The organism is Nocardia sp. NPDC050697 (assembly GCF_040654395.1).
In the GTDB taxonomy this organism is placed as follows: Bacteria; Actinomycetota; Actinomycetes; order Mycobacteriales; family Mycobacteriaceae; genus Nocardia.
The window spans coordinates 208,834-231,391 of sequence record NZ_JBFAHY010000003.1; the positions used below are offsets into that span (position 1 = coordinate 208,834).

1 protein-coding gene is annotated in these 22,558 nt (G+C 76.3%); it reads right to left on the reverse strand.

Annotation, left to right across the window (positions count from 1 at the left end; genetic code table 11):
* Positions 1 to 50: 50 nt before the first annotated feature.
* On the reverse strand, positions 51 to 22,487 hold the full coding sequence (locus AB0H71_RS12770) for a non-ribosomal peptide synthase/polyketide synthase (protein WP_357018947.1): 22,437 nt from the start codon (positions 22,485 to 22,487) through the stop codon (positions 51 to 53).
* Between the last annotated feature and the right edge of the window lie 71 nt (positions 22,488 to 22,558).

Consider the following 22,558-nt stretch of genomic DNA (forward strand, 5'->3'; position numbering starts at 1 on the left):
CTGACCGCCCGCGCCGCGCGCGGAACGGGTTCGGCGCGCGGACGCGGGAGTCAGCGCGCGGCGGGCTGCTGCGAGCCGTGCTCGGCGAGGCCGCCGAGCGCGCGCACCCAGTGCTCGGCGAAGACCCGGATCTCGTCCTGGTTGAACGCCGCCTCGACGTAGTCGAAGCGGACGAGCAGGCCGTCCGGGCCGACGTCGATGAGCAGGTCGAGCAGCAGATCCGGGATCGGCGGCTCGACCAGCACCCGGGCCGGGCGGACGTCGCGGTAGCGCAGCGCGTACCGGCCCTGCGCCGCGGCCGCCAGCTCCCGGCGCGCGGTGACGTGCCGCAGCACCGCGTAGCCCGCGCCGCCGGAGGGCACCGCGGCCCGCGCGGCCGCCACCCGCTCCAGCAGCGCGCCCGCCGCCGGGCCGCCGACCAGCGCCTCGGCCACGTCGACGGTGGCCTGCGGCAGCGGGAACGGGTAGCTCAGGTCGAAGGCGCCGGCGACGCCGTGGGTGCGGCCCGCCGTCCTGCCGTCCGCCTGCAGCCGGAGGACCGGGCCGATGGCCCTGGTGACGGCCTGGTCGGCGGCGGTGCGGACGGCGAGCGCGGTGGCGGCGAGCAGTACGTCGAGCACCTCGGCGCCGTGCGCGGCCGCGGCGGCGGCCACCGCGGCGGTGCCGTCGGCGGTGATGGTGAGCGAGATGCGGCGGCGGCCGCCGGCCGGGATCGGCGGCTCGGCCGGGCGGCCCGCGAGGGTGCCGCGCCACCAGTCCAGCTCGGCGCGCTCGGCGCCGGCCAGGCGGCGGCGCAGGGCGGTGAGCAGCTCGGTGACGCCGTCGTCGGCGCCGGGCGGGTTGGCGTGCCTGCTGCCGGACCAGGTGGCGGCGAGGTCGTCGGCCAGGATGCGCCAGGTGGTGTCGTCCACGACCAGGGCCGAGGCGACCAGGAGCAGGGTGGCGGAGCCGTCCGGGCGGGCGGCGAGGACGGCGCGGATATTGCGGCCCGCCGCGGGGTCCAGTTCGGCCGAGACCTCGGCGACCATGCGGTCCAGCGGCGGCAGGTCGCCGGAGAGCGGGAGGTGGACGAAGGGGTCGTCGACGCGCTCGGCACGCGGCGGGATCTCGAAGACCGGGCCGGGGGCGCCGGGCTCCTGGCGCCAGCGGGACCAGAGGAGGGGGTGGCGTTCCAGGACCGCGTCGATCGCCAGGCGGACCGCTGCCGGGTCGGTGCCCGCGGGGACGTCCACCGCGGCGGCGCGGGGGTGGACGCCGAGGCCGAGGGCGGCCGCGGTCGGGGTGGTAACAGGGAGGCGGGACGGGAGGACCGCGGTGGTCAGCGACGAGGTGGAGATGGTCGGGACCTGGGTTCTCGGCTCGACCTTGGGCTCGGGGTCGGTGAGGGCGGGGCCGAAGGGGTTCGGGGTGGCCGGGCGGGCGCGGTGGCGGGGGGTTCTGTCCTCGTCGTAGGACGGGAGTTCGTCGGCGGGGTTCGGTGCGTGGACGCCGTTCGACGGGGTTGCCCAGGGGTAGTCGGGGGCGGTTCCCGCCGGGGTGGTGTCTTCCCTCGGGGTGCCGTTCGGCGGGGTCGCCCAGGGGTAGTCGGGGCCGGTTGCCGCGGAGGTGGCGCTCGGGACCGGGGTGCCGTTCGAGGGGGTTGCCCATGCGGGCTGTGCCGAGGCGTCGGGTGACTCTTCGGCGGGGGTGGCCGTGGGGGTCGACGGCGTGATCTCCGGGGACTCGCCGACGGGGTCGGCGGGCGCCGGTTCGACAGTAGGCACAGCGGTGCCATTCGCAGGTGTCGCCCACGGGGATTCGGCGGAGGGTGCCGGGTCGGCCGACGGCATTGCGGTGCCGTTCGCGGGGGCCGCCCACGGGGACTCGGCGGAGGGTGCCGGGTCGGCAGCAGGCACAGCGGTGCCGTTCGCAGGTGTCGCCCACGGGGATTCGGCCGAAGGGGCCGGGTCGGCCGACGGCATTGCGGTGCCGTTCGCGGGGGTCGCCCACGCGGACTCCCCGGGCGGCGCCGATTCGGCGGACGGTGTCGCGGGAGCCGACCACGAGGGTTCGGCCGGCCGTGCCGGGGCGGCGGGGGCGGTCTCGTCCGCGGGAGTCGAGCGTGGAGGCGCGGCGGGGGGTGCCGGGTCGGCGGGCGGGAGGGAGGTGCCGTTGGCGGGGGTGGCCCAGGGGGTCTCGGGGGTGGGGGCGGCGTGTTTGGGGAGGGGGCGGATCTCGGTGGGGGCGTCGGCGGTGAGGAGGGCGTCGAGGAGGGGTAGGACGGTGGTGAGGGCGGTGGCGTCGGTCATCTCCTCGTGGCGGACCGGGACCTCGTGGTCGAGGATGCGGGCCGCGTGCGGGCGCCAGGAGCCGATGACGTCGTGGTGCCGTCGGTCGTCGGCGGCGGCGCGGAAGTAGTGCACGGTGCCGTCGAAGACGCCGGGGCGGTGCCGCGGGAGCAGCAGCACCGAGCGGACCGCGGTGGTGTAGGCGGCGCGCAGACGGGCGCGGTCGACCTCGACCATTTCCGCGGGGATGCTGCGGTGCAGGGCGGCCAGGTGCTCCTCGGAGAGTTCGGCGAGGCGGTCGGGGTCGACGTCGTGCATGCCGATCTCGGCGAGCATGCGGACCGTGGTCTCGCGCCAGGTGCCGAGGTCGAAGGCGAAGTCGGCGTCGAGCAGGGCGAGCAGGGTGACCTGCTGGTCCGCGGCGCGCAGGCGGACCGCCACCTCGTGCGCGAGGACGCCGCCGAGGGACCAGCCGAGCAGGTTGTACGGGCCGTCCGGGTGCACCGCGCGGATCTCGGTGACGTAGCGCTCGGCCAGTTCGGCCAGCGATTCCGGGCCGTCCCAGGCGTCCGGGCCGGTGAGGGGCGCCGAGAGGACCGGGGATTGGATGCCGTAGACCGGGATGCCGGGGGTGAGGCGGGTGGCGAGGGGCTGGTAGCACCAGGCCAGGCCGGCCATGGGGTGGATGCAGAACAGGGGCGATTGCTTGGCGTCGCCGGTGCGGAGCGGGAGGACGACGGCGAGGGCCGGGTCCGCCGGCGCGGTGGGTTCGGCGGCGTGTTTGCCCGCGGGGACGGGCTGGTAGACGGAGGTCGCCGGGTCGTCGGTGCCGAGGTCGGTGCCCGGGGCGGCGGAAGGGGCGTCCGGGAGGAGGTGGGCGGCACGATCGCCCTCGCCGGACGGGTCCGCTCCGGCATCGGCGTCCGCGTGCGCCCCGGACTCCACCGGCACTCCCCCGGCCGCGGGCAGACCGGGGACTCCGCGAACCCCGTCGATCCGCGCGGCGAGATCTGCGACCGTGGCTCCGTCGAACAGCCACGGAACGCGGACGGGCACCTCGGTTTCCGCGACGAGGCGGGCGACGACGCGCACCGCGTCGAGACTCGTTCCGCCGAGTGCGAAGAAATCGTCGTCGGCGCCGACGGCGGGCGCGCCGGGGAGCGCGGCGGCGAAGGCGGCGGCGACGAGCCGCTCGGTGGCGGTCGACGGCTCCCGGCCCGCACGGGGGGCGAAGTCGGGGGCGGGGAGGGCGCGGCGGTCGAGCTTGCCGGTGCCGGTGAGCGGCAGCGCGGCGAGCGGGACGACGGCGGCGGGCACCAGGTACCCGGGCAGCCGGGTGCGGGCGAAGGCGAGCAGCTCGACGGGGTCGGCGACCTCACCTGGGACCGGCACCGGGTAGGCGACGAGCCGCCCGTCGGCGACGGTCACCGCGGCCGCGGCGACGGCGGGGTGCGCGCGCAGCACCGCCTCCACCTCGCCGGGCTCGACCCGCTGCCCGCGCAGCTTCACCTGGAAGTCGTTGCGGCCCAGGTACTCCAGCCCACGCCGCCCGAGCCGGACGATGTCGCCGGTGCGGTAGAGCCGCTCACCGGGGCGGAACGGGTCGGCGACGAACCGCTCGGCGGTGCGCCCCGGCTCGCCGGCGTAGCCGCGGGCCAGCTGGACCCCGGCCAGGTACAGCTCGCCGGGTGCGCCGATCGGCACCCGGCGCAGCAGCCCGTCGAGCACGTGGATGTCGGTGCCCGCGACCGGGGTTCCGATGGGGACCGGGCCGGTCCCGCCGTCGGTGTCGGCGCGGTAGGCGGTGACCACGGTCGCCTCGGCGGGGCCGTACCAGTTGTGCAGTTCACCGGCGAGCAGCGCGGTACAGCGGTGCACGGTGGTCCGGCTCAGCGCCTCGCCCGCGGCGAAGACCCGGCGCGGCAGCGCGGCGGGCTCGCCCGGGGTCTCGGCGAGCAGCCCGAGGTAGGCGTCGAGCAGCGAGGGGACGAAGTGCACGGTGGTGACGCCGGCGCGCTCGATGAGGGCGCGCAGCAGCGCGGGTTCGCGGTGCGCGTCGGGTTCGGCGATCACCAGCCGAGCGCCGGTCTGCAGGGGCCAGAACAGTTCCCAGGCGTGGATGTCGAACGTGACCGGGGTCTTGTGCAGCACGACGTCGGTGCCGTCGTGCGGGTGCGCGGCCTGCGCCCAGCGCAGCTGGTTCACCAGCTGGCGGTGGGTGATGAGCACGCCCTTGGGGCGGCCGGTGGAGCCGGAGGTGTGCACCACGGAGGCGAGCGTGTCGGGGCGGTTCACGGAGCCCCGCGCGATCCCGGGCCGCAGCTCGGCGAAGTCGACGACGGCGGTACCGGTGCCGGTGCTGAAATCGGCCGTGGCGAGGACGAATTCGGGACGGATATGGGCGAGGACGGCGTCGATCCGCTCGGCGGGGTCGGCGGGGTCGAGCGGGACGTAGGCGGCGCCGGTCTCCAGCACCGCGTAGATCGCGGTCACCAGGTCGAGCGAGCGCGGCAGCGCCACCGCCACCAGCCGCTCCGGCCCGGCGCCGAGCTCGGCGAGCGCACCGGCGTAACCGGCTACGCGCAGGCCGAATTCGGCGTAGCTCAGGGTCTCGGCGCCGAAGGTCACGGCGGGCGCGTCGGGGGTGCGCGCGACCTGGTCGCGGAAGAGCGAGACCAGGGTGTCCTCGCCGGGCGGCGGGGCGAGCGCGCCGTCGTTCAGCGCGTCGAGGACGGCGCGCTCCGGGCCGGGCAGCAGGTCGAGCGCGGCCAGCTTGCGGTCGGGGCCGAGCGAGAGGCGGTCGAGGACGACGCGCAGCCGCTGGGTGAGCACGGCGGCGACCGAGTCCTCCACGGTGTCGCGGCGGAAGAGCACCCGGATGCCGAGCTGCGCGCCCACGTCGACCAGCAGGGTGATCGGGTAGTGCGTGTAGGTGACGGCCTCGGTGCCGCCGACCCCGGTGGCGCCGGTGGCGTGCTCGGTGGCGGCGCGCAGCGCCTCGGTGTTTACCGGGTAGCTCTCCACCGCGACGAGGGTGTCGAAGAGCGGGTCGGCGGAGCCGGTGCGGTGCGCGGGGGCGCGCTGGATCTCGGCGAGGCCGAGGTGGTGGTGGTCGAGCAGCGCGGCCTGCTCGGACTGCAGCCGGGTGAGCAGGTCGCGCACAGTGCCGGGGCCGCCGGTGTGCACCCGGACGGGGACGGTGGTGGCGAAGAGCCCGACCATCTCCTCGGCGCCGGCCAGCTCGGCGGGGCGGCCGGAGACGACCGCGCCGAAGACCACGTCGTCGCTGCCGACGGCGCCGCCGACGACCAGCGCCCAGGCGGCCTGCACCACGGTGGCGAGGGTGACGCCGGTGCCGGTGGCGAGCGCGCCGAGCGCGGCGGTCCTGGTGCCATCGACCTCGACGACGGCGGTGCCGACCTCGTCGCGCTGCTCGGGCCGCACCGGCCCGGCGAAGGCGGCGAGCGCGGGGGCGAGCAGGGTCGGCTCGACGCCGTCCAGCGCGGCGGCCCAGGCCGCGGTCGCGGCGGCGCGGTCGCGCTCGGCGAGGTACCGCAGGTGGTTGCGGTAGGGCCGCGGCGCGGGCAGCTCGGGGCCGCCCGCGTAGAGCACCAGCAGGTCCCGGACCAGCAGCGGCATGGACCAGCCGTCGAGCAGCAGGTGGTGCAGGGTGAGCGTCAGGTGGGCGCGCCCGGATTCGGTGCTGTACACCGTCATCCGGAGCAGCGGGGCCGTGCCGGGGTCCATCGGCTCGGCGCGCTCGGCGGCGCGCAGCGCGGGCAGGTCGGCGTCGGGCACCGGCTCGAAGTGCCGCCAGGGCAGCGGGACCCGCTCGTAGACGAGCTGCACGGGGGTGCCGTCGGCGGTGTGCGCGAAGACGGTGCGCAGCACGGCGTGCCGGTCGAGCAGGGCGAGCCCGGCGGCGTAGAGGCGGTCCAGGTCCACGTCGGCGGGGAGTTCGAGGGCGAACTGCATGACGTAGTAGTCGGGGCCCGGCTCGGCGCTGTGCACCAGCAGCCCGGCCTGCAGCGGGGTCACCGGGAGCACGTCGACCAGGCCGTCGCCGGCCGCGCGCCAGCTGTCGAGCTCGGGCTGCACCACCGTGACCAGCTCGACGTCGGAGGGGGTGAGCCCGCCCGCGGCGGGGTGGTCCAGGTGCCCGGCGAGGGATTCCAGCGCGGCCAGCCAGTCCTCGGCGAGATCGCGGACATCGGCCTCGTCCAGGATGCCGGCCACGTAGCGGAAGGTGGCGGTGAGCCGGATGCCGTCCAGATCGTCGGCGACGGCGTCGATCTCGATGACGCCGGAGGCGGGCAGCTCGGGCGCGGGGTCCAGCTCGATCCGGCCGAACTCGCCGGTGGGCAGCCAGTCCATGGTGAGCGCGCCGGCGATGCCGCCGGCCCGGCCCAGGTAGTTGAAGGAGATCTGGCCGGGGTGCGCGGGTTCGGCGAGTTCGCCATCGGGGTCGAGCCGGCGCAGCATGCCGAAGCCGATGCCGCGATCGGGCACGGCGCGCAGGTTCTCCTTGACCGCGCGCACCGCCTCGGCGGCGCCGGCCCCGCCCTCGTAGTCGGGGCCGAGCGCGACGGCGCTCAGGTCGAGCGCGACCGGGTGCACGGTGGTGAACCAGCCGACGGTGCGGGCCAGGTCGGCGCCGGGCACCGCCTGCTCCTCGCGGCCGTGGCCCTCCACCCGGACCACGGTGGTCGCGGCCTCGACGCCGCGCCGGGAGCGCCAGGCCCGCACCGCCATGGCGAGCGCGGTGAGCAGGGCGGTGTCCGGGCCGGTGTGGTAGAGCGCGGGCAGCCGGGTGAGCACCGCGGCGGCGATCGGGCCCGGCACCGGCACCTCGAAGCGACCGGTGCCCGCGTGGGTGTCGCGGCGCGGGTCGAGCGCGCGCACGCCGAGCAGCGGGTCGGGGGTGGCGAGGATCGAGCGCCAGAGCGGGAGCTCGCCGGTGCGGCCGGGTGCGGCGGCGGCGAGGCCGTGCGCCCAGCGGCGCAGCGAGGTGCCGACCGGGGGCAGCTCCACCTCGATCCCGGCGGAGATCTGCGCCCATGCGGTGACCAGGTCGGGCAGCAGCACCCGCCAGGAGACGCCGTCGATCACGTAGTGGTGCACGGCGAGCACCAGCGCGTCGCGCTCGTCGGGGCGGTGCAGCCAGACCCCGGCGAACATCCGGCCCGCGGCCGGGGCCAGCTCGGCCAGCGCGGTGTCGGCGGCGACGGTGGCGAAGCGGTTCAGCTCGACCTCGCCCGCCGCGGCGGGCACGTCGAGCCGGGTGATGGCGGCCTCGACGAGCTCGGCCGCGCCGGTGGCCCTGGTCTCGAACTCCCAGCCGCCCGGCACCGGGCGCAGCCGGGCGCGCAGGGCGTCGTGCCGCTCGACCACCGCGGCCAGCGTGGCGACGAGGTCGGCCCGGTCGATGCCGGGCGGCAGCGCGAGCACCATGAACTGGCCGAAGCGGTCGACGATGCCGCCGCGCTCCAGGAAGTCGGCGAGCACCGGGAGCAGCGGCAGCGAGCCGATGCCGCCGCCGGAGAGCTCGGCGGGCGCGCTGCCCTGGTGCGCGGCGGTGCGCGCGATCCGGGCCAGCCCGGCCACGGTGCGCTGCTCGAAGACCTCGCGCGCGGTGATCACCAGCCCGGCCGCGCGGGCCGCGCCGACCACCTGGATGGCGGAGATGCTGTCGCCGCCGAGCGCGAAGAAGGAGTCGTCGACGCCGATCTGCTCCAGCCCGAGCACCCGGCCGAAGATCTCGGCCAGCCGGGCCTGGGTGGCGTCCACCGGGGGCCGCGCGGTGCCGCCGGACGGCACCGGGGCGGGCAGCGCGGCGCGGTCCAGCTTGCCGCCCGGGGTGAGCGGGATGCTGTCCAGCACCACCAGCGCCGCGGGCACCAGGTGCGCGGGCAGCCGGTGCGTGACGAAGGCGTGCAGCTGCTCGACGCCGATCTCGTGGCCGTCGGCGGGCAGCACGTAGCCGACCAGCCCGACCGCGCCGCCGGGCAGCCGCCGCGGCTGCACCACCGCGAAGCCGACCGACTCGTGCGCGGTGAGCACGGCCTCCAGCTCACCCGGCTCGATCCGCAGGCCGCGGATCTTCACCTGCAGGTCGTTGCGGCCGAGGAACTCCAGGTCACCGGAGGCGGTGCGGCGCACCAGGTCACCGGTGCGGTACATGCGCTGGCCGGGCAGCCAGGGGCAGGCGACGAAGCGGGAGGCGGTGAGCGCGGGGCGATTCCGGTAGCTCTCGGCCAGCGCGGCGCCCGCGATGTGCAGCTCGCCGACGGCGCCGGTCGGCACCGGGTGCAGCCGCCCGTCGAGCACCCACTCGGTGATCCCGGCGACGGTCTCGCCCAGCGTCACCGGCGCGCCGGGCTGCAGCCGGGCGCTGTTGGTCATGACGGTGGCCTCGGTGGGGCCGTAGCCGTTGTGCAGCTCGCGCACCCGGCCGTCCGGCAGCGCGATGGCCCAGCGGGCGGCGAGCTCCGGCGGGCTCGCCTCGCCCGCGGCGAGCAGCGAGACCAGGTCGGGCAGCGCGGCCGGGTCGAGGGTGGCGAGCACCGAGGGGGTGAGCACGGCGTGCGAGACCGCCTCGGCGCGCAGCAGTTCCGCGAGTTCGTCGCCGCTGGCGGCGCTGCGCGGGGCGATGACCAGGGTGGCGGCGGCACCGGCGGCCAGCAGCAGCTCGAAGATCGAGGCGTCGAAGGAGGGCGAGGCGACGTGCAGCACCCGGGACTCGCCGGAGGCGCGCAGCGCGACCCGCTGCGCCACCACCAGCCCGGCCAGCCCGAGGTGGTTCACCGCGACGCCCTTCGGCGCGCCGGTGGAGCCGGAGGTGTAGACCACGTAGGCGATATCGGAGGGGCTGAGCGGGGCCAGCCGGTCCCGGTCGGTGACCGGGGCGGCGCCGAACTCGTTGATCCAGTTGTCCGAGCCGCGGCCGTCCAGCGCCAGCCAGGGCAGGTCGGCGGGGAGCCGGTCGCGCACGGCGGCGAGGGTGAGGCCGAGCACCGCGCCGGAATCGGTGACCATGAAGGCCACCCGCTCCGGCGGGTAGTCCGGGTCGACCGGGACGAAGGCGGCGCCGGTCTGCGCCACCGCCCAGATGGCGAGCACCGACTCCGGGGTGCGCGGCATGCCGATCGCGACCACGTCGCCGGGGCCGATGCCGCTGTCGATCAGGGCGCGGGCCAGCCGCGCGGAGCGGGTCTGCAGCTCGTCGTAGCTCCACACCCGGTCGCCCGCGCGCAGCGCGACGGTGCCCGGCGCCTGCGCGGCCGCGCCGGTGAGCAGGTCGGAGAGGGTGAGCAGATCCGGCGCTGGCCTGCCGCCGAGCCGCGACGACCCGCCCAGCTCGGCCTCGGTGACCAGCGGCAGGTCGCCGACCGGGGTGCGCGGCGCCGCGGCGACCGCGGCGAGCAGCCGGACGAAGCGCCCGGCGAAGGCGCGCACGGTGGACTCGGCGTAGCGGTCGAGCGCGTAGCCGACCGAGCCGACCAGCGCGGCGTCCCGCTCCGGCCCGGCCGCGCCGATGGCGACGGAGAGGTCGAAGCGCTCCACCCGCAGCTGCGGGTCGAGCACGGTCAGCTCCAGCCCGGGCAGCGCGAAGCCGGTGGCGGGCAGGTTCTGGTAGGCCAGCGCGACCTGGAAGAGCGGGCTGCGGTTCAGCGCCCGCTCCGGCTCCAGCGCCGCCACGACCTCCTCGAACGGGACGTCGGCGTGCGCGAAGGCGGCCAGGTCGGTCTCGCGCTGCCGCGCCAGCAGCTCGGCGAAGGGCTCGGCCGGGTCGATCCGGCTGCGCAGCACCAGGGTGTTGACGAACATGCCGACGACGTCGTCCAGCTCGGCGACGCCGCGGCCCGCGACCGCGGTGCCGACGGCGATGTCGTCGCCGCCGCCGAGCCGGGCCAGCAGCACCGCGAGCACGGTGTGCACGGTCATGAAGAGCGAGGCGCCGGTGCCCCTGGCCAGCTCGTCCAGGGCGCGGTGCACCGAGGGGTCGACGGTGAAGGCGACCGAGCCGCCGCGCAGCGCGGGCTGCGCGGGGCGCGGCCGGTCGCCGGGCAGGGTGGACTCCGCGGGCAGCCCCTCCAGGGCGTCCCGCCAGTAGCGCAGCTGGGCGGCGCCGAGCGAGTCGGGGTCGTCCGGGTCGCCGACGGTGGCGCGCTGCCAGAGCGCGTAGTCGGCGTACTGCACCGGCAGCGGCGCCCACTCGGGGGCGGCGCCGTCGACCCGGGCCCGGTAGGCGGCCACCAGGTCGTGGGTGAGCGGGCGGATGGACCAGCCGTCGGCGGCGATGTGGTGCAGCACCACGACGAGCACGTGCTCGTCGGCGCCGGGCTCGGGATCGGTGACGGCGAGCAGCGCGACCCGCACCGGGACCTCGGCGGCCACGTCGAACGGGGTCGCGGCGAGCTCGGCCACCCGTTCGGTGACGTCGGCCGCGGCCACCGGCTCGATGCCGAGCTCGATGCCGCCGCCGGGCGGCAGGATGAGCTGCTCGGGGCCGGTGCCGCCGTCCGGGTAGCGGGTGCGGAGCGTTTCGTGCCGGTCGAGCAGGTCGCCGAGCGCGGCGCGCAGCGCGGCGGTGTCGAGCGCGCCGCGCAGCCGCACCGCGACCGGGATGTTGTAGGCGGTGGCGGCGGTGTCGAACTGGTTCAGGAACCACATGCGGCGCTGGGCCGGGGAGAGCGGCACCGTCGCCGGGCGGGCCGCCGCCACCAGGGCGGGGGCATCCTCGACGGGCGCGCCGGTGAGCCGGGCGGCCAGCGCCGAGACCACCGGGAGCTCGAAGACCAGCGCCACCGGGACCCGGCGCTCCAGCGCCGCGCCGATCCGGGCCGCGACCCGCATGGCGCCCAGCGAATTGCCGCCGAGCGCGAAGAAATCGTCGTCCCGGCCGACGCCGGTGCGCTCGAGCACCTCCGCGTAGGCCGCGGCCACCAGCTCCTCCACCGGGCCGCTCGGCGCGCTGAAGGCGCGCGCGGTGAACTCCGGGGCGGGGAGCGCGCGGCGGTCCAGCTTGCCGGAGCTGTTGAGCGGCAGCGCCGCCAGCTCGACCAGCGCGGCGGGCACCAGGTAGCCGGGCAGCCGGGCGGCGAGCCCGGTGCGCAGTGCGTCGCGGTCGAGCCGGGCGCCGTCGGCGGGGACCACGTAGCCGACCAGGTGCTCGCCCTCGGCCACCGGCACCGGCACCACGACGGCCTGCGCGACCCCGGGCGCGGCCAGCAGCGCGGCCTCGATCTCGCCCAGCTCGACCCGCTGGCCGCGGAACTTCACCTGGAAGTCGGCGCGGCCGCGGTACTCCAGCTCGCCGGAGGCGCTGCGGCGCACCAGGTCACCGCTGCGGTACATGCGGGAACCGGCCGGGCCGAGGGGGTCGGCCACGAAGCGGTCGGCGGTGAGGTCGGGGCGGCCGGCGTAGCCGCGGGCCAGCTGGCCACCGGCCAGGTAGAGCTCGCCGACCACGCCGTCCGGCACCGGGTGCAGCCGCTCGTCCAGCAGGTACACCCGGCTGCCGCCCTGCGGCTCGCCGATGGCGACCGGGGCGCCGGGGCGCGCGGTCCAGCCGGTGATGGAGACGGCGGCCTCGGTGGGGCCGTAGAGGTTGTGCAGCCGGGCCGGGGTGGCGGCGGCGAAGGCGGCGGCGGTCTCCGGCGGCAGCGCCTCGCCGATCACGAAGACTTCGCGCAGGCTCGCCAGCTCGGCGCTCCCCCGGCCCGCCGCCGCGACCAGCGCGGTGAGCACGGACGGGACGAAGTCGGTGACGGTGATGCCGCGCGCCGCGATGGTGTCGAGCAGGTAGCGCGGGTCGCGGTGGCCGTCGGGGGCGGCGAGCACCAGCCTGGCGCCCGCGCGCAGCGGCAGCAGCCAGCCCCAGAGCGAGACGTCGAAGGTGGTGGCGGTCTTCTGCAGGTAGCGGTCGCCCGGCTGCAGCGGGTAGCGGGCCAGCATCCAGCTGATCTGCTGGTGGATGGCGCGGTGCGGCACCGCGACGCCCTTGGGCTGCCCGGTCGAGCCGGAGGTGAAGAGCAGGTAGGCGGGGTGCTCCGGGTGCAGCGGGGCGCGCCGCTCGTGGGCGGCGAGCGGCTCGGCGGCGAAGCCGGTGGCGTCCAGGCTGTCCAGCTCGAGCACCGGCAGCCCGGCGGGGGCTGGCACCCGGTCGGCGGCGGTGGTGAGCAGGCAGACCGGTGCCGCGATATCGAGCACGGTGCCGATTCGCTCGGCCGGGTGCTCGGGGTCGAGCGGCAGGTAGGCGGCGCCCGCGGTGAGCACCGCGTAGATCGCGATCACCAGCTCAGGGGAGCGCCGGATCGAGAGCGCGACAACGGTCTCCGGACCGGCGCCGCGGGCGATGAGCAGCCGGGCGAGCCGGTTCACGGCGGCGTCGAACTCGGCGTAGGTGAGGACGCGGCCCTCGTACTCCAGCGCGACCTGCGCCGGAAGCGTGCGCGCCACCCGGCGGTACCCGTCCAGCAGCTCCTCGACCGGAACCGGGAACGCCGGGCCGGACCACACCGCGGCCTCCCGCTCGGCGGCGGTCAGCAGCGCGGCGTCCCCCACCGCGACGGACGGCCGGGCGACCAGCTCGTCCAGCAGGCGGAGCAGCCGGTCGGCGAAGCCCGCGACGGTCTCCGGCTCGAAGAGGTCGGTGGCGTAGGCGAACTCGGCCGCCGCGGCGCCCCCGCGCGGCGGGGTGACGGTGAGTTGCAGGTCGAAGCGGGCGCGGACGCCGTCGACGTCGAGCCCGGCCACGGTGAGGCCCGGCAGCTCGAGCGCGACCGGGTCGAGGTTCTGGAAGAACAGCGCGACGGTGAAGAGCGGGTGGTGCGCGGCGCTGCGCTCGGGGTCGAGCACCTCCACCAGCCGCTCGAAGGGCAGCTCGGCGTGCGCGAAGGCGCCGAGGTCGGTCTCCCGGACCCGGGCGAGCAGCTCGGTGAAGGGCTCGGCGGGGTCGATGGCGGTGCGCAGCACCAGGGTGTTGACGAACATGCCGACCAGGTCGTCCAGGACCGCCTCGCCGCGCCCCGCGACCGGGGTGCCGACGGTGATGTCGCGGGTGCCGGTGAGCCGGGCCAGCAGCACCGCGAAGGCCGCGTGCGTGACCATGAACGCCGAGGCGCCGTGGCGCCGGGCGAGTTCCTCGATCGCGGCGTAGGTCTCGGCCGGGATGGCGAAGGGGTGCCTGGCGCCGCGGCCGGAGGCGACGGCGGGGCGGGGGTGGTCGGCGGGCAGGTCGAGGCGGGCGGGGATGCCGTCCAGCGTGGCCTGCCAGTAGCCGAGCTGGGTGGCGGCCATGGACTCGGGGTCGTCCTCGGCGCCGAGCAGTTCGCGCTGCCAGAGGGTGTAGTCGGCGTACTGGACCGGGAGCGGGGCCCACGCGGGTTCGCGGCCCTCGGCGCGGGCCAGGTAGGCGGTGCTGAGGTCGCGGACCAGCGGGGCGACCGAGGCGCCGTCGGCGGCGATGTGGTGCAGCACCAGCGCGAAGACGTACTCCTGCGGGCCCAGCTCGTAGAGCGCGGCGCGGACCGGGGGCTGCTCGGTGACGTCGATGCCGACATTGGCGAAGTCGGCGAGCTTGGCGGGCAGCGTGGCCGGGTCGGCCGGGCGCGGGTCCAGGTCGGGCAGCACCCCGGCGACCGGGAGCACCACCTGGTGCGCGGCGCCGTCCACCGCCGGGTAGACGGTGCGCAGCGCCTCGTGCCGCGCCAGCACGTCGGCGACGGCGGCGCGGACGGCGGCGACATCGACCGCGCCGGTGAGGCGCAGCGCCACCGGGATGGTGTCGGTGGGCGAGGTGGTGTCGAACTGGTTCAGGAACCACATGCGCTGCTGCGCCGGGGAGAGCGGGAGCCGCTCCGGGCGCGGCACCGGGGTGAGCGCGGGGCGCGCGCCGGAGCCCTGCATCTCGGCGAGCCGGGCGGCCAGCGCCGCCACCGTCGGGGCCTCGAAGACCAGCCGGGCCGGCACCGTGGTGTCCAGCCGGGCGCCGAGCCGGGCGGCCAGCCTGGTGGCGCTGAGCGAATTGCCGCCGAGCGCGAAGAAGTCGTCGTCCGCACCGGCCCGGTCGGCGCCGAGCAGCTCGACGAAGACCCCGGCGACCAGCGCCTCCAGCCGGGTGGCGGGGGCACGGTAGGCGGCGCCGCGCAGGACGGGGGCGGGCAGCGCGGCCCGGTCCAGCTTGCCGGTCGGCGCCAGCGGGACCTCGTCCAGCAGCGTGATGGCGGCGGGGACCATGTAGGCGGGCAGGCTCCGCTCGGCCAGCGCGAAGAGCTCCCTCGGCTCCGGCGTGCTGCCCGGCACCGGCCGCACGTAGGCGGCGAGGATGGTGCCGCCGCCGGGCCGGTCGATGCCGAGCGTGGCCACGAAGTCGACGTCGGCGTGGCTCGCCAGCACGGCGTCGATCTCGCCGAGCTCGATCCGCCTGCCCCTGATCTTGACCTGGGTGTCGGTGCGCCCGACGAACTCCAGATCGCCGGACCTGGTCCAGCGCACCAGATCCCCGGTGCGGTAGAGCCGGGAGCCGTCGGCGGCGAAGGGGTCGGCGACGAAGCGGTCCGCGGTGAGCCCCGGCCGGGCCAGGTAGCCGCGGGCCAGCTGCGCGCCGGTCAGGTACAGCTCGCCGACGACCCGGTCCGGCACCGGGCGCAGCCGCCGGTCCAGCACGTACACCCCGTTGCCCGGGATGGCGGTGCCGACGGTCGGCACCAGCCTGCCGCTGAGCTGCTCGGTGACGGTGGTGGCGACGGTGGCCTCGGTGGGGCCGTAGGCGTTGTAGAACTCGCGGATGGCGTTCCCGCCGATCGGCAGCACCCAGCGCCGCACCAGCTCGGCCTTGAGCACCTCGCCGCCGGTGAGGATGACCCGCAGGTCGTCCAGGCCGTCCGGCTCCATGGAGGCGAGCGCGGTCGGGGTGAAGACGGCGTGCGTCACTCGCTCCCGGCGCAGCAGCGCGGCCAGGTCGGCGCCGCCGTAGACGGTCGGCGGCACCACGACCGCGGTGGCCGAGCCGGCCAGCGTGATCAGCAGCTCCAGGAAGGAGGCGTCGAAGGAGGGCGAGGCGAAGTGCAGCACCCGGGAGTCCGGGGTGATGCCGAACTTCTCGCGCTGGTGCGCGCCGAGCCGGGCGAAGCCGGCGTGCGTCACCACGACGCCCTTGGGCAGCCCGGTCGAGCCGGAGGTGTAGATGACGTAGGCCGGGTGCCTCGGCTCCAGCGGCCTGCGCCGGTCGGTCTGCTCGACCGCGCCGGCCGGGTAGGCGGCGTAGGCGGTGTTCTCGCTGTCCAGCAGCAGCCACTCGGCGGCGCCGGGCAGCCGGTCGCGCACCCCGGCGACGGTGAGCCCGAGCAGCACCCCGGAGTCGGCGATCATGTGCGCCACCCGCTCGGCGGGGTGGTCCGGGTCGACGGGCAGATAGGCGGCGCCCGCCTTGGCGATGGCCCAGACGGCGAGCACCGACTCCGGCGAGCGCGGCATGGCCACCGCGACGATGTCCTCCGGGCCGACGCCGCGCGCGATCAGCGCCCGCGCCACCCGGTTCGAGCGCTCGTCCAGCTCGGCGTAGGTGAACTCCACCGCGCCGCCGCCGGTAGCGGCGTACCGCACGGCGGCGCCGACCGGCGCGCTCCAGACCGCGGCGGTCATGAGCTCGGGCAGCGTGGCGGCGGCGACCGGGGCCGCGGCCAGCTGGGTGCGGGCGTGCGCGCGCTCCCGCTCGGCGGCGTCGAGCAGATCGATGGCGCCGACCGGGATCTCCGGGTCGTCGGCCACGGCGGCCAGCACCCGGGCGAAGCGGCGCGCGAAGGACTGCGCGGCGACCTCGTCGAAGACGTCGGCGGCGACGGTGAAGAGCGCCACCAGCTCGCCCGCGTGGCCGTCCACCCGCGGCCGCGGCTCCACCACGACCTGCAGGTCGAACTTGGCGGTGACGGCGCCGGGGTCGAGCGCGCTCACCCGCAGCCCGGGTAGCTCCAGCGCGGGCGGCTCCACGTTCTGGAAGGCCAGCATGACCTGGAAGAGCGGGTGGTGCGGGCCCACGTGCCCGGCCACCACGTGCTCCACCACCTGCTCGAACGGCACCTCGGCGTGCGCGAAGGCGGTCAGGTCGGTCTCCCGGACCCGGTCCAGCAGCTCGGTGAAGCTCTCCTCCGGTTCGAGCACAGTGCGCAGCGTGAGCGAGTTGACGAACATGCCGACCAGGTCGTCCAGCGCGCGCTCGCCGCGCCCGGCGTACGGGGTGCCGATGGCCAGGTCATTGCTGTCCGCGAAGCGCGCGAGCAGCACCGCGAGCGCGGCGTGCACGGCCATGAAGACGGTGGCGTTGCGGCCGCGGGTGAGCCGGATCAGCGCCTCGTGCACCTCGGCCGGGATCACCACCCGCGCGGTCAGCCCGCGCATGGTCGGGGTGGCCGGGCGGGGGCGGTCCCAGGGCAGCTCGAGCACGGCGGGCAGCCCGGCGAGCTGCTCCCGCCAGTAGGCCAGCTGGCGGCTCGCGAGCGAGCCGGGGTCGTCGGCCGAGCCGACGACCTCCTGCTGCCGGATGGCGTAGTCGGCGTAGCGCACCGCGAGCGGCGCGAAAGCGGGCCGCGCGCCGGACGAGCGGGCGGCGTAGGCGGTCACCAGGTCGCGAGCGAGCACCGCCACCGAGGCGCCGTCCACGCAGATGTGGTGCAGGACCAGGACGAGCAGGTGCTCGACCGGGCCGGTCTGCACCAGGAGGGCGCGCACCGGCACGTGCTCGGCGACGTCGAACGGGTTGCCCATGAGCTCGGCGACCAGCCGGCCCGGGTCGGCGGCGCGGCGCACCGGCAGCCCCTCCGGCATGGTCTCCTCGACCGTGCGCACCTCCTGGTACGGCACGCCGTCCGGGCCGAGCGGGTAGCGGGTGCGCAGCGGCTCGTGCCGGTCGAGCACGTCGGCGACGGCGGTGCGCAGCGCGGGGGCGTCGAGCTCGCCGGTGAGCCGGATGGCGAGCGGGATGTTGTAGACCAGCGACTCCGGATCCAGCCGGTTCAGCACCCACATGCGGTGCTGGGCGGGGGCGAGCGGCACCCGCTCCGGGCGGCGCACCGGCACCAGCGGCGGCCGCTCGGCGCGGCCGTCCGCGGCGGCGGCGCTGGCCACCACCCGGTCGGCGAGCGCGGCGACGGTGGGCGCGTCGAAGAGGTCGCGCACCGAGACCGCGGCGTCCAGCGCCTCGTTCACCCTGGCCACCGCGCGGGTGGCGAGCAGCGAGTTGCCGCCGAGCGCGAAGAAGTCGTCGTCCCGGCCGACCTCGGTGGCGCCGAGCAGCCCGGCGAAGACGTCGGCGACGCCCTGCTCGATCGGCCCGGCCGGGGCCTGCGCCTGCGCGGCCCCGATCACCTCGGGGCTCGGCAGCGCGGTGCGGTCCAGCTTGCCGTTGCGGGTGAGCGGGAGCGCGGTCAGCACGGTGATCACATCCGGCACCATGTGCGCGGGCAGCACCGTGGCCAGCTCGGCGCGGAGCACCGCCGGGTCCGGCCCGGCGTCGGTGAAGGCGTCCCAGACCTGGCCGGGCACCACGTACCCGACCAGCCGCTCGCCGCTGTGCTCGTCCGCGCGGACCAGCACCGCCGCCTCGGCGACGCCGTCCAGCCCGAGCAGCGCGGCCTCCACCTCGCCCGGCTCGATCCGGAAGCCGCGCACCTGCACCTGCTGGTCGGCGCGGCCCAGGTACTCCAGCGCCATGCCCGCACCGAACCCGGCCCAGCGGCCCAGGTCGCCGCTGCGGTACATGCGGGCGCCGGGCGGGCCGAACGGGTCGGCCACGAAGCGCGCCGCGGTGCGGCCGGGCTGCCCCGCGTAGCCGCGGGCCAGCTGCCCCCCGCTGACGTGCAGCTCGCCGATCACCCCGACCGGCGCCGGGTGCAGCCGGTCGTCCAGCACGTACGCCCTGACGCCCGGCAGCGCGCGGCCGATCACCCCGACCGCCTCCGCGGCCAGCCGCTCGTCCAGCACCTGGAAGGTGACGTGCACCGTGGTCTCGGTGATGCCGTACATGTTCACCAGCCACGGGGCGTCCCGCGGGTACCGCTCGTACCAGGCGCGCAGCCCGCGCAGGTCGAGCGCCTCGCCGCCGAAGACCACGTAGCGCAGCGCCAGCGGGTCGGCGCCGCCCGCCACCGCGACCCGGTCCGCCTCGGCGAGCTGCCGGAAGGCCGACGGGGTCTGGTTCAGCACGGTCACCCGCTCGCGGACGAGCAGCGCGCGGAACGCCTCCGGCGAGCGCGCGGTCAGCTGGTCGACCAGGACGACGGTGCCGCCGGTGGCGAAGGCGCACCACAGCTCCCACACCGAGAAGTCGAAGGCGAAAGAGTGGAAGAGGGTCCAGGCGTCGTCGGCGTCGAAGTCGAAGATGAGCTGGGTATTGGCGAAGAGCTCCAGCACGTTCCGGTGCGTCACCCGGACGCCCTTGGGCGTCCCGGTGGAGCCGGAGGTGTAGATGATGTAGGCGAGGTTGTCCGGGCGCAGCTCGCCGCGGCGCGCGGCGGCCAGCCGCCGCTGCGGGGCGAGCACCTGGGTGACGTGCTCGTCCGGCTCGTCGCCGGTGCCGAGCTCGGCCAGCGTCAGCACCGGGATGTCGGTGGGCGGGAGCAGCTCCCGCTCCGCGCCGGTGGTGAGCACCGCGACCGGGGCGGCGTCGGCGAGCAGGAAATTCAGCCGCTGCGCCGGGTAGCCGGTGTCCAGCGGCAGGTAGGCGGCGCCGGACATGAGCACCGCGAGCAGCGCGATCGGCAGCTCCTCGGTGCGCCCCGCGGCCACCGCGACCACGGTCTCCGGTGCCGCGCCGAGCTCGATGAGCGCCCGCGCGGCCTTCTCGGCGCGGGCCCAGAGCGTGCCGTAGTCGAGTTCGGTGCCGAGCTCGCCGGGGCCGCGCACGGCCACCGAGTACGGCCTGGCCTGGGCGCGCGCCGCCACCAGGTCGACCAGGGTGAGCTCGGGGACCGGTGCGCCCGCGGTGTTCCAGGCGTTCAGCACCAGCTCCTGCTCACCCGGCGCGAGCAGGTCGAGGTCGCCGACCGGGACGGTGGCGTCGGCCGCCACGGCGGCGAGCACCCGGACGAAGCGGTCGGCGAAATCGCGCACGGTGGGCGGGTCGAAGAGGTCGGTGGCGAAGTCGATCGCCGCCTCCAGCCCGGAGCCGGGGTGCTCGACCAGGGTGAGCTGCAGGTCGAAGCGGGCCTGGCCGGTGCTGTGCAGCGTGATCGGGCGCACCGAGAGCCCGGGCAGCTCCAGCTCGGCGCGCGCGGTGTTCTGGAAGGTCAGCATGACCTGGAAGAGCGGGTGCCTGGCGGGCGAGCGCACCGGGTCGAGCAGCTCGACCAGCCGCTCGAAGGGCACGTCGGCGTGGCCGAAGGCCGCGATATCGCCGCCGCGCACCGCGCGCAGCAGCTCGGTGAAGGGGACCTCGGGGTGCACCGCGGCGCGCAACACCAAGGTGTTCACGAACATGCCGACGACGTCGTCCAGCGCCGCGTCGCCGCGGCCCGCGACCGGGGTGCCGATCACCACGTCGCCGGTGCCGGAGAGCCGGCTCAGCACCACCGCGAGCGCGGCGTGCACCACCATGAAGAGCGTCGCGTCGTGCTCGCCCGCGAGCCGGCGCAGCCCGGCGTGCGTGCCCGCGTCCACCCGGAAGGGCAGGGTGTCGCCGCGGTAGGAGGCCACCGCGGGGCGCGGCCGGTCGGCGGGCAGCTCCGGCTGCGGCGGCAGCTCGGCGAGCCGGGCCCGCCAGTAGTCCAGCTGATGCGCCATGGTGGAGGCGGGGTCGTCCTCGGAGCCGAGTGCGTTCCGCTGCCAGAGGGCGTAGTCGGCGTACTGCACGGTCGGCGCTTCCCAGTCCGGCTCGGCGCCGCGGCTCCGGCTCAGGTACGCCGTCATCAGGTCGCGGGTGAGCGGGGCCAGCGAGAAGCCGTCGGCGGCGATGTGGTGCACCACGCAGACCAGCACCGCGTCGTCCGGGCCGAGGTCGAGCAGGATCGCCCGGACCGGCGGCGCCGCGGTGACGTCGAAGCCGCGCGCGGCGGCCGCCATGACCAGCTCCTGGATCTCGTCCTCGGTGGCGCGGCCGCGCTCCAGCCGGGGCACCACGGGGTCGTCCACCGGCCGGATGTCCTGGTAGCCGACGCCGTCCAGCTCCGGGTAGACGGTGCGCAGCACCTCGTGCCTGCCGATCAGGTCGGTGACGGCCAGCTCCAGCGCCGCCACGTCCAGCGCGCCGGTGAGCCGCACCGCCATCGGGATGTTGTTCACCGCCGAGGTGGGGTCGTAGCGGTTCAGGAACCACATGCGCTGCTGCGCGTAGGAGAGCGGGATCCGCTCCGGGCGCGGCTGCGCGGTGAGCGGCGGCCGCGCACCGGTGCCCGCGTACGCCGCCACCCGCTCGGCCAGCGCGGAAACGGTGGTGGCCTCGAAGAGCAGCTGCACCGGGACCTTGGCCGCCAGCGCGGTGCCGATCCTGGCCGCGGCCTGCGCGGCGAGCAGCGAGTTGCCGCCCAGCTCGAAGAAGTCGTCGTCGGCGCCGACCGGGGCATCGGTGCCGAGCACCGCGGCGAAGGATTCCGCGACGGCCAGCTCGGCGGCGGTCTCCGGGGCCCGGAACTCGCGCGCGGCGAAGACCGGCTCCGGGAGTGCGGCCCGATCCAGCTTGCCCACCGGGTTCAGCGGGATGTGGTCGAGGACGACGACGGCGGCGGGAATCATGTACGCGGGCAGCGCCCGCCCGGCGAAGAGCACCAGCTTCTCGGTGTCGAGCACCGCGCCCGGCCGGGGCAGCACGTAGGAGACCAGCGCGGTCACCCCCGAGGGCAGCACCTTGCCGAGCGTGGCGGCGTAGTCGACGTCCTCGTGCGCGGTGAGCGCGGCATCGATCTCGCCCAGCTCCACCCGGAAGCCGCGCACCTTGACCTGGAAGTCGGTCCGGCCGAGGAACTCCAGCGGGCCGTGCGCGGAGTCGGTGCGCCTGGCCAGGTCGCCGGTGCGGTACATGCGGCTGCCCGGCTCGCCGAGCTCGCTGCCGAACGGGCAGGCCACGAAGCGGCTCGCGGTGAGCGCGGTGCGGTTCAGGTAGCCGCGGGCCAGCGCGGGCCCGGCCAGGTACAGCTCGCCGGCCACCCCGGCGGGCACCGGCCGCAGCCTGGCGTCGAGCACGAAGACGTGCACGCCCGGGTAGGCGGTGCCGATGGTGATCGGCTCGCCCGCCCGCAGCGCCGGGGTGCCGGTGGCGGCGATGGTGGCCTCGGTGGGGCCGTAGGCATTGAAGAAGTTCCGCGGCGGGACGGCCCAGCGCCGGACCAGCTCCGGGCCGAAGCGGTCGCCGATCACCATGACCGAGCGCAGCTCGTCGAACCCGCCCGGCTCCACCGACTCCAGCGCGCCCGGCGTGATGAGCATGTGCGTGACCCGCTCGCGGCGGATGAGATCGGCCAGCTCGAAGCCGCCGAAGACCCCGGGCGGCGCGATCACCAGCGTGGAGCCGGTGGCGAAGGCCAGCAGCAGCTCCAGCACCGAGACGTCGAAGTTGGGCGAGCAGATGTGCAGCACCCGCGAGCCGGGCCGCACGTCGTAGTGGTCGCGCTCGTGCGCGACCAGCGCGCCGAGCCCGGTGTGCGTGACGACGACGCCCTTCGGCTTCCCGGTCGACCCGGAGGTGTAGAGCACGTAGGCCGGGTGCTCGGCGTGCAGCGGCCGCACCCGGTCCTCGTAGGAGACGGGGTGCCCCGGGCGCCCGTCGATGCGCGCGGCGACGGCGGGGTCGTCCAGCTCGATCCAGTAGGCGGCGGTGCCGAGCACCGGCCGGTGCCTGCTCAGCGTGAGGCCGAACTCGGCGCCGGAATCGGCCACCATGTGCTCGATCCGCTCGCGCGGGTAGGTGGGGTCGACCGGCACGTAGGCCGCGCCCGCCTTGGCGATGGCCCACACCGCGAGCACCGACTCCGCCGACCGGGTGATGGCGATGGCGACCACCGACCCGGGGCCGACATCCCGGCTGATCAGCTCGCGGGCCAGCTTGGAGGAGGCCGCGTCCAGCTCGCGGTAGCTCAGCTCCTCCTGGTCGCCGGGCGCACCGGTGGGGTTGTACCGGATGGCGACCGACTCCGCGGCAGCCTCGACCGCCCCCGTCAGCAGCTGGGCGAACAGCGGGCTACGGGTCTTGCGCCGACGGTTGTCCCGGTTCGAGCGTCGGTGGGAGTCCATCGTGTGCATCCCCTAAGGCAGAGCAGATTCTCGAGTGTAGGCAGCGGTCGCTCGCCACCGCATACTCGCTT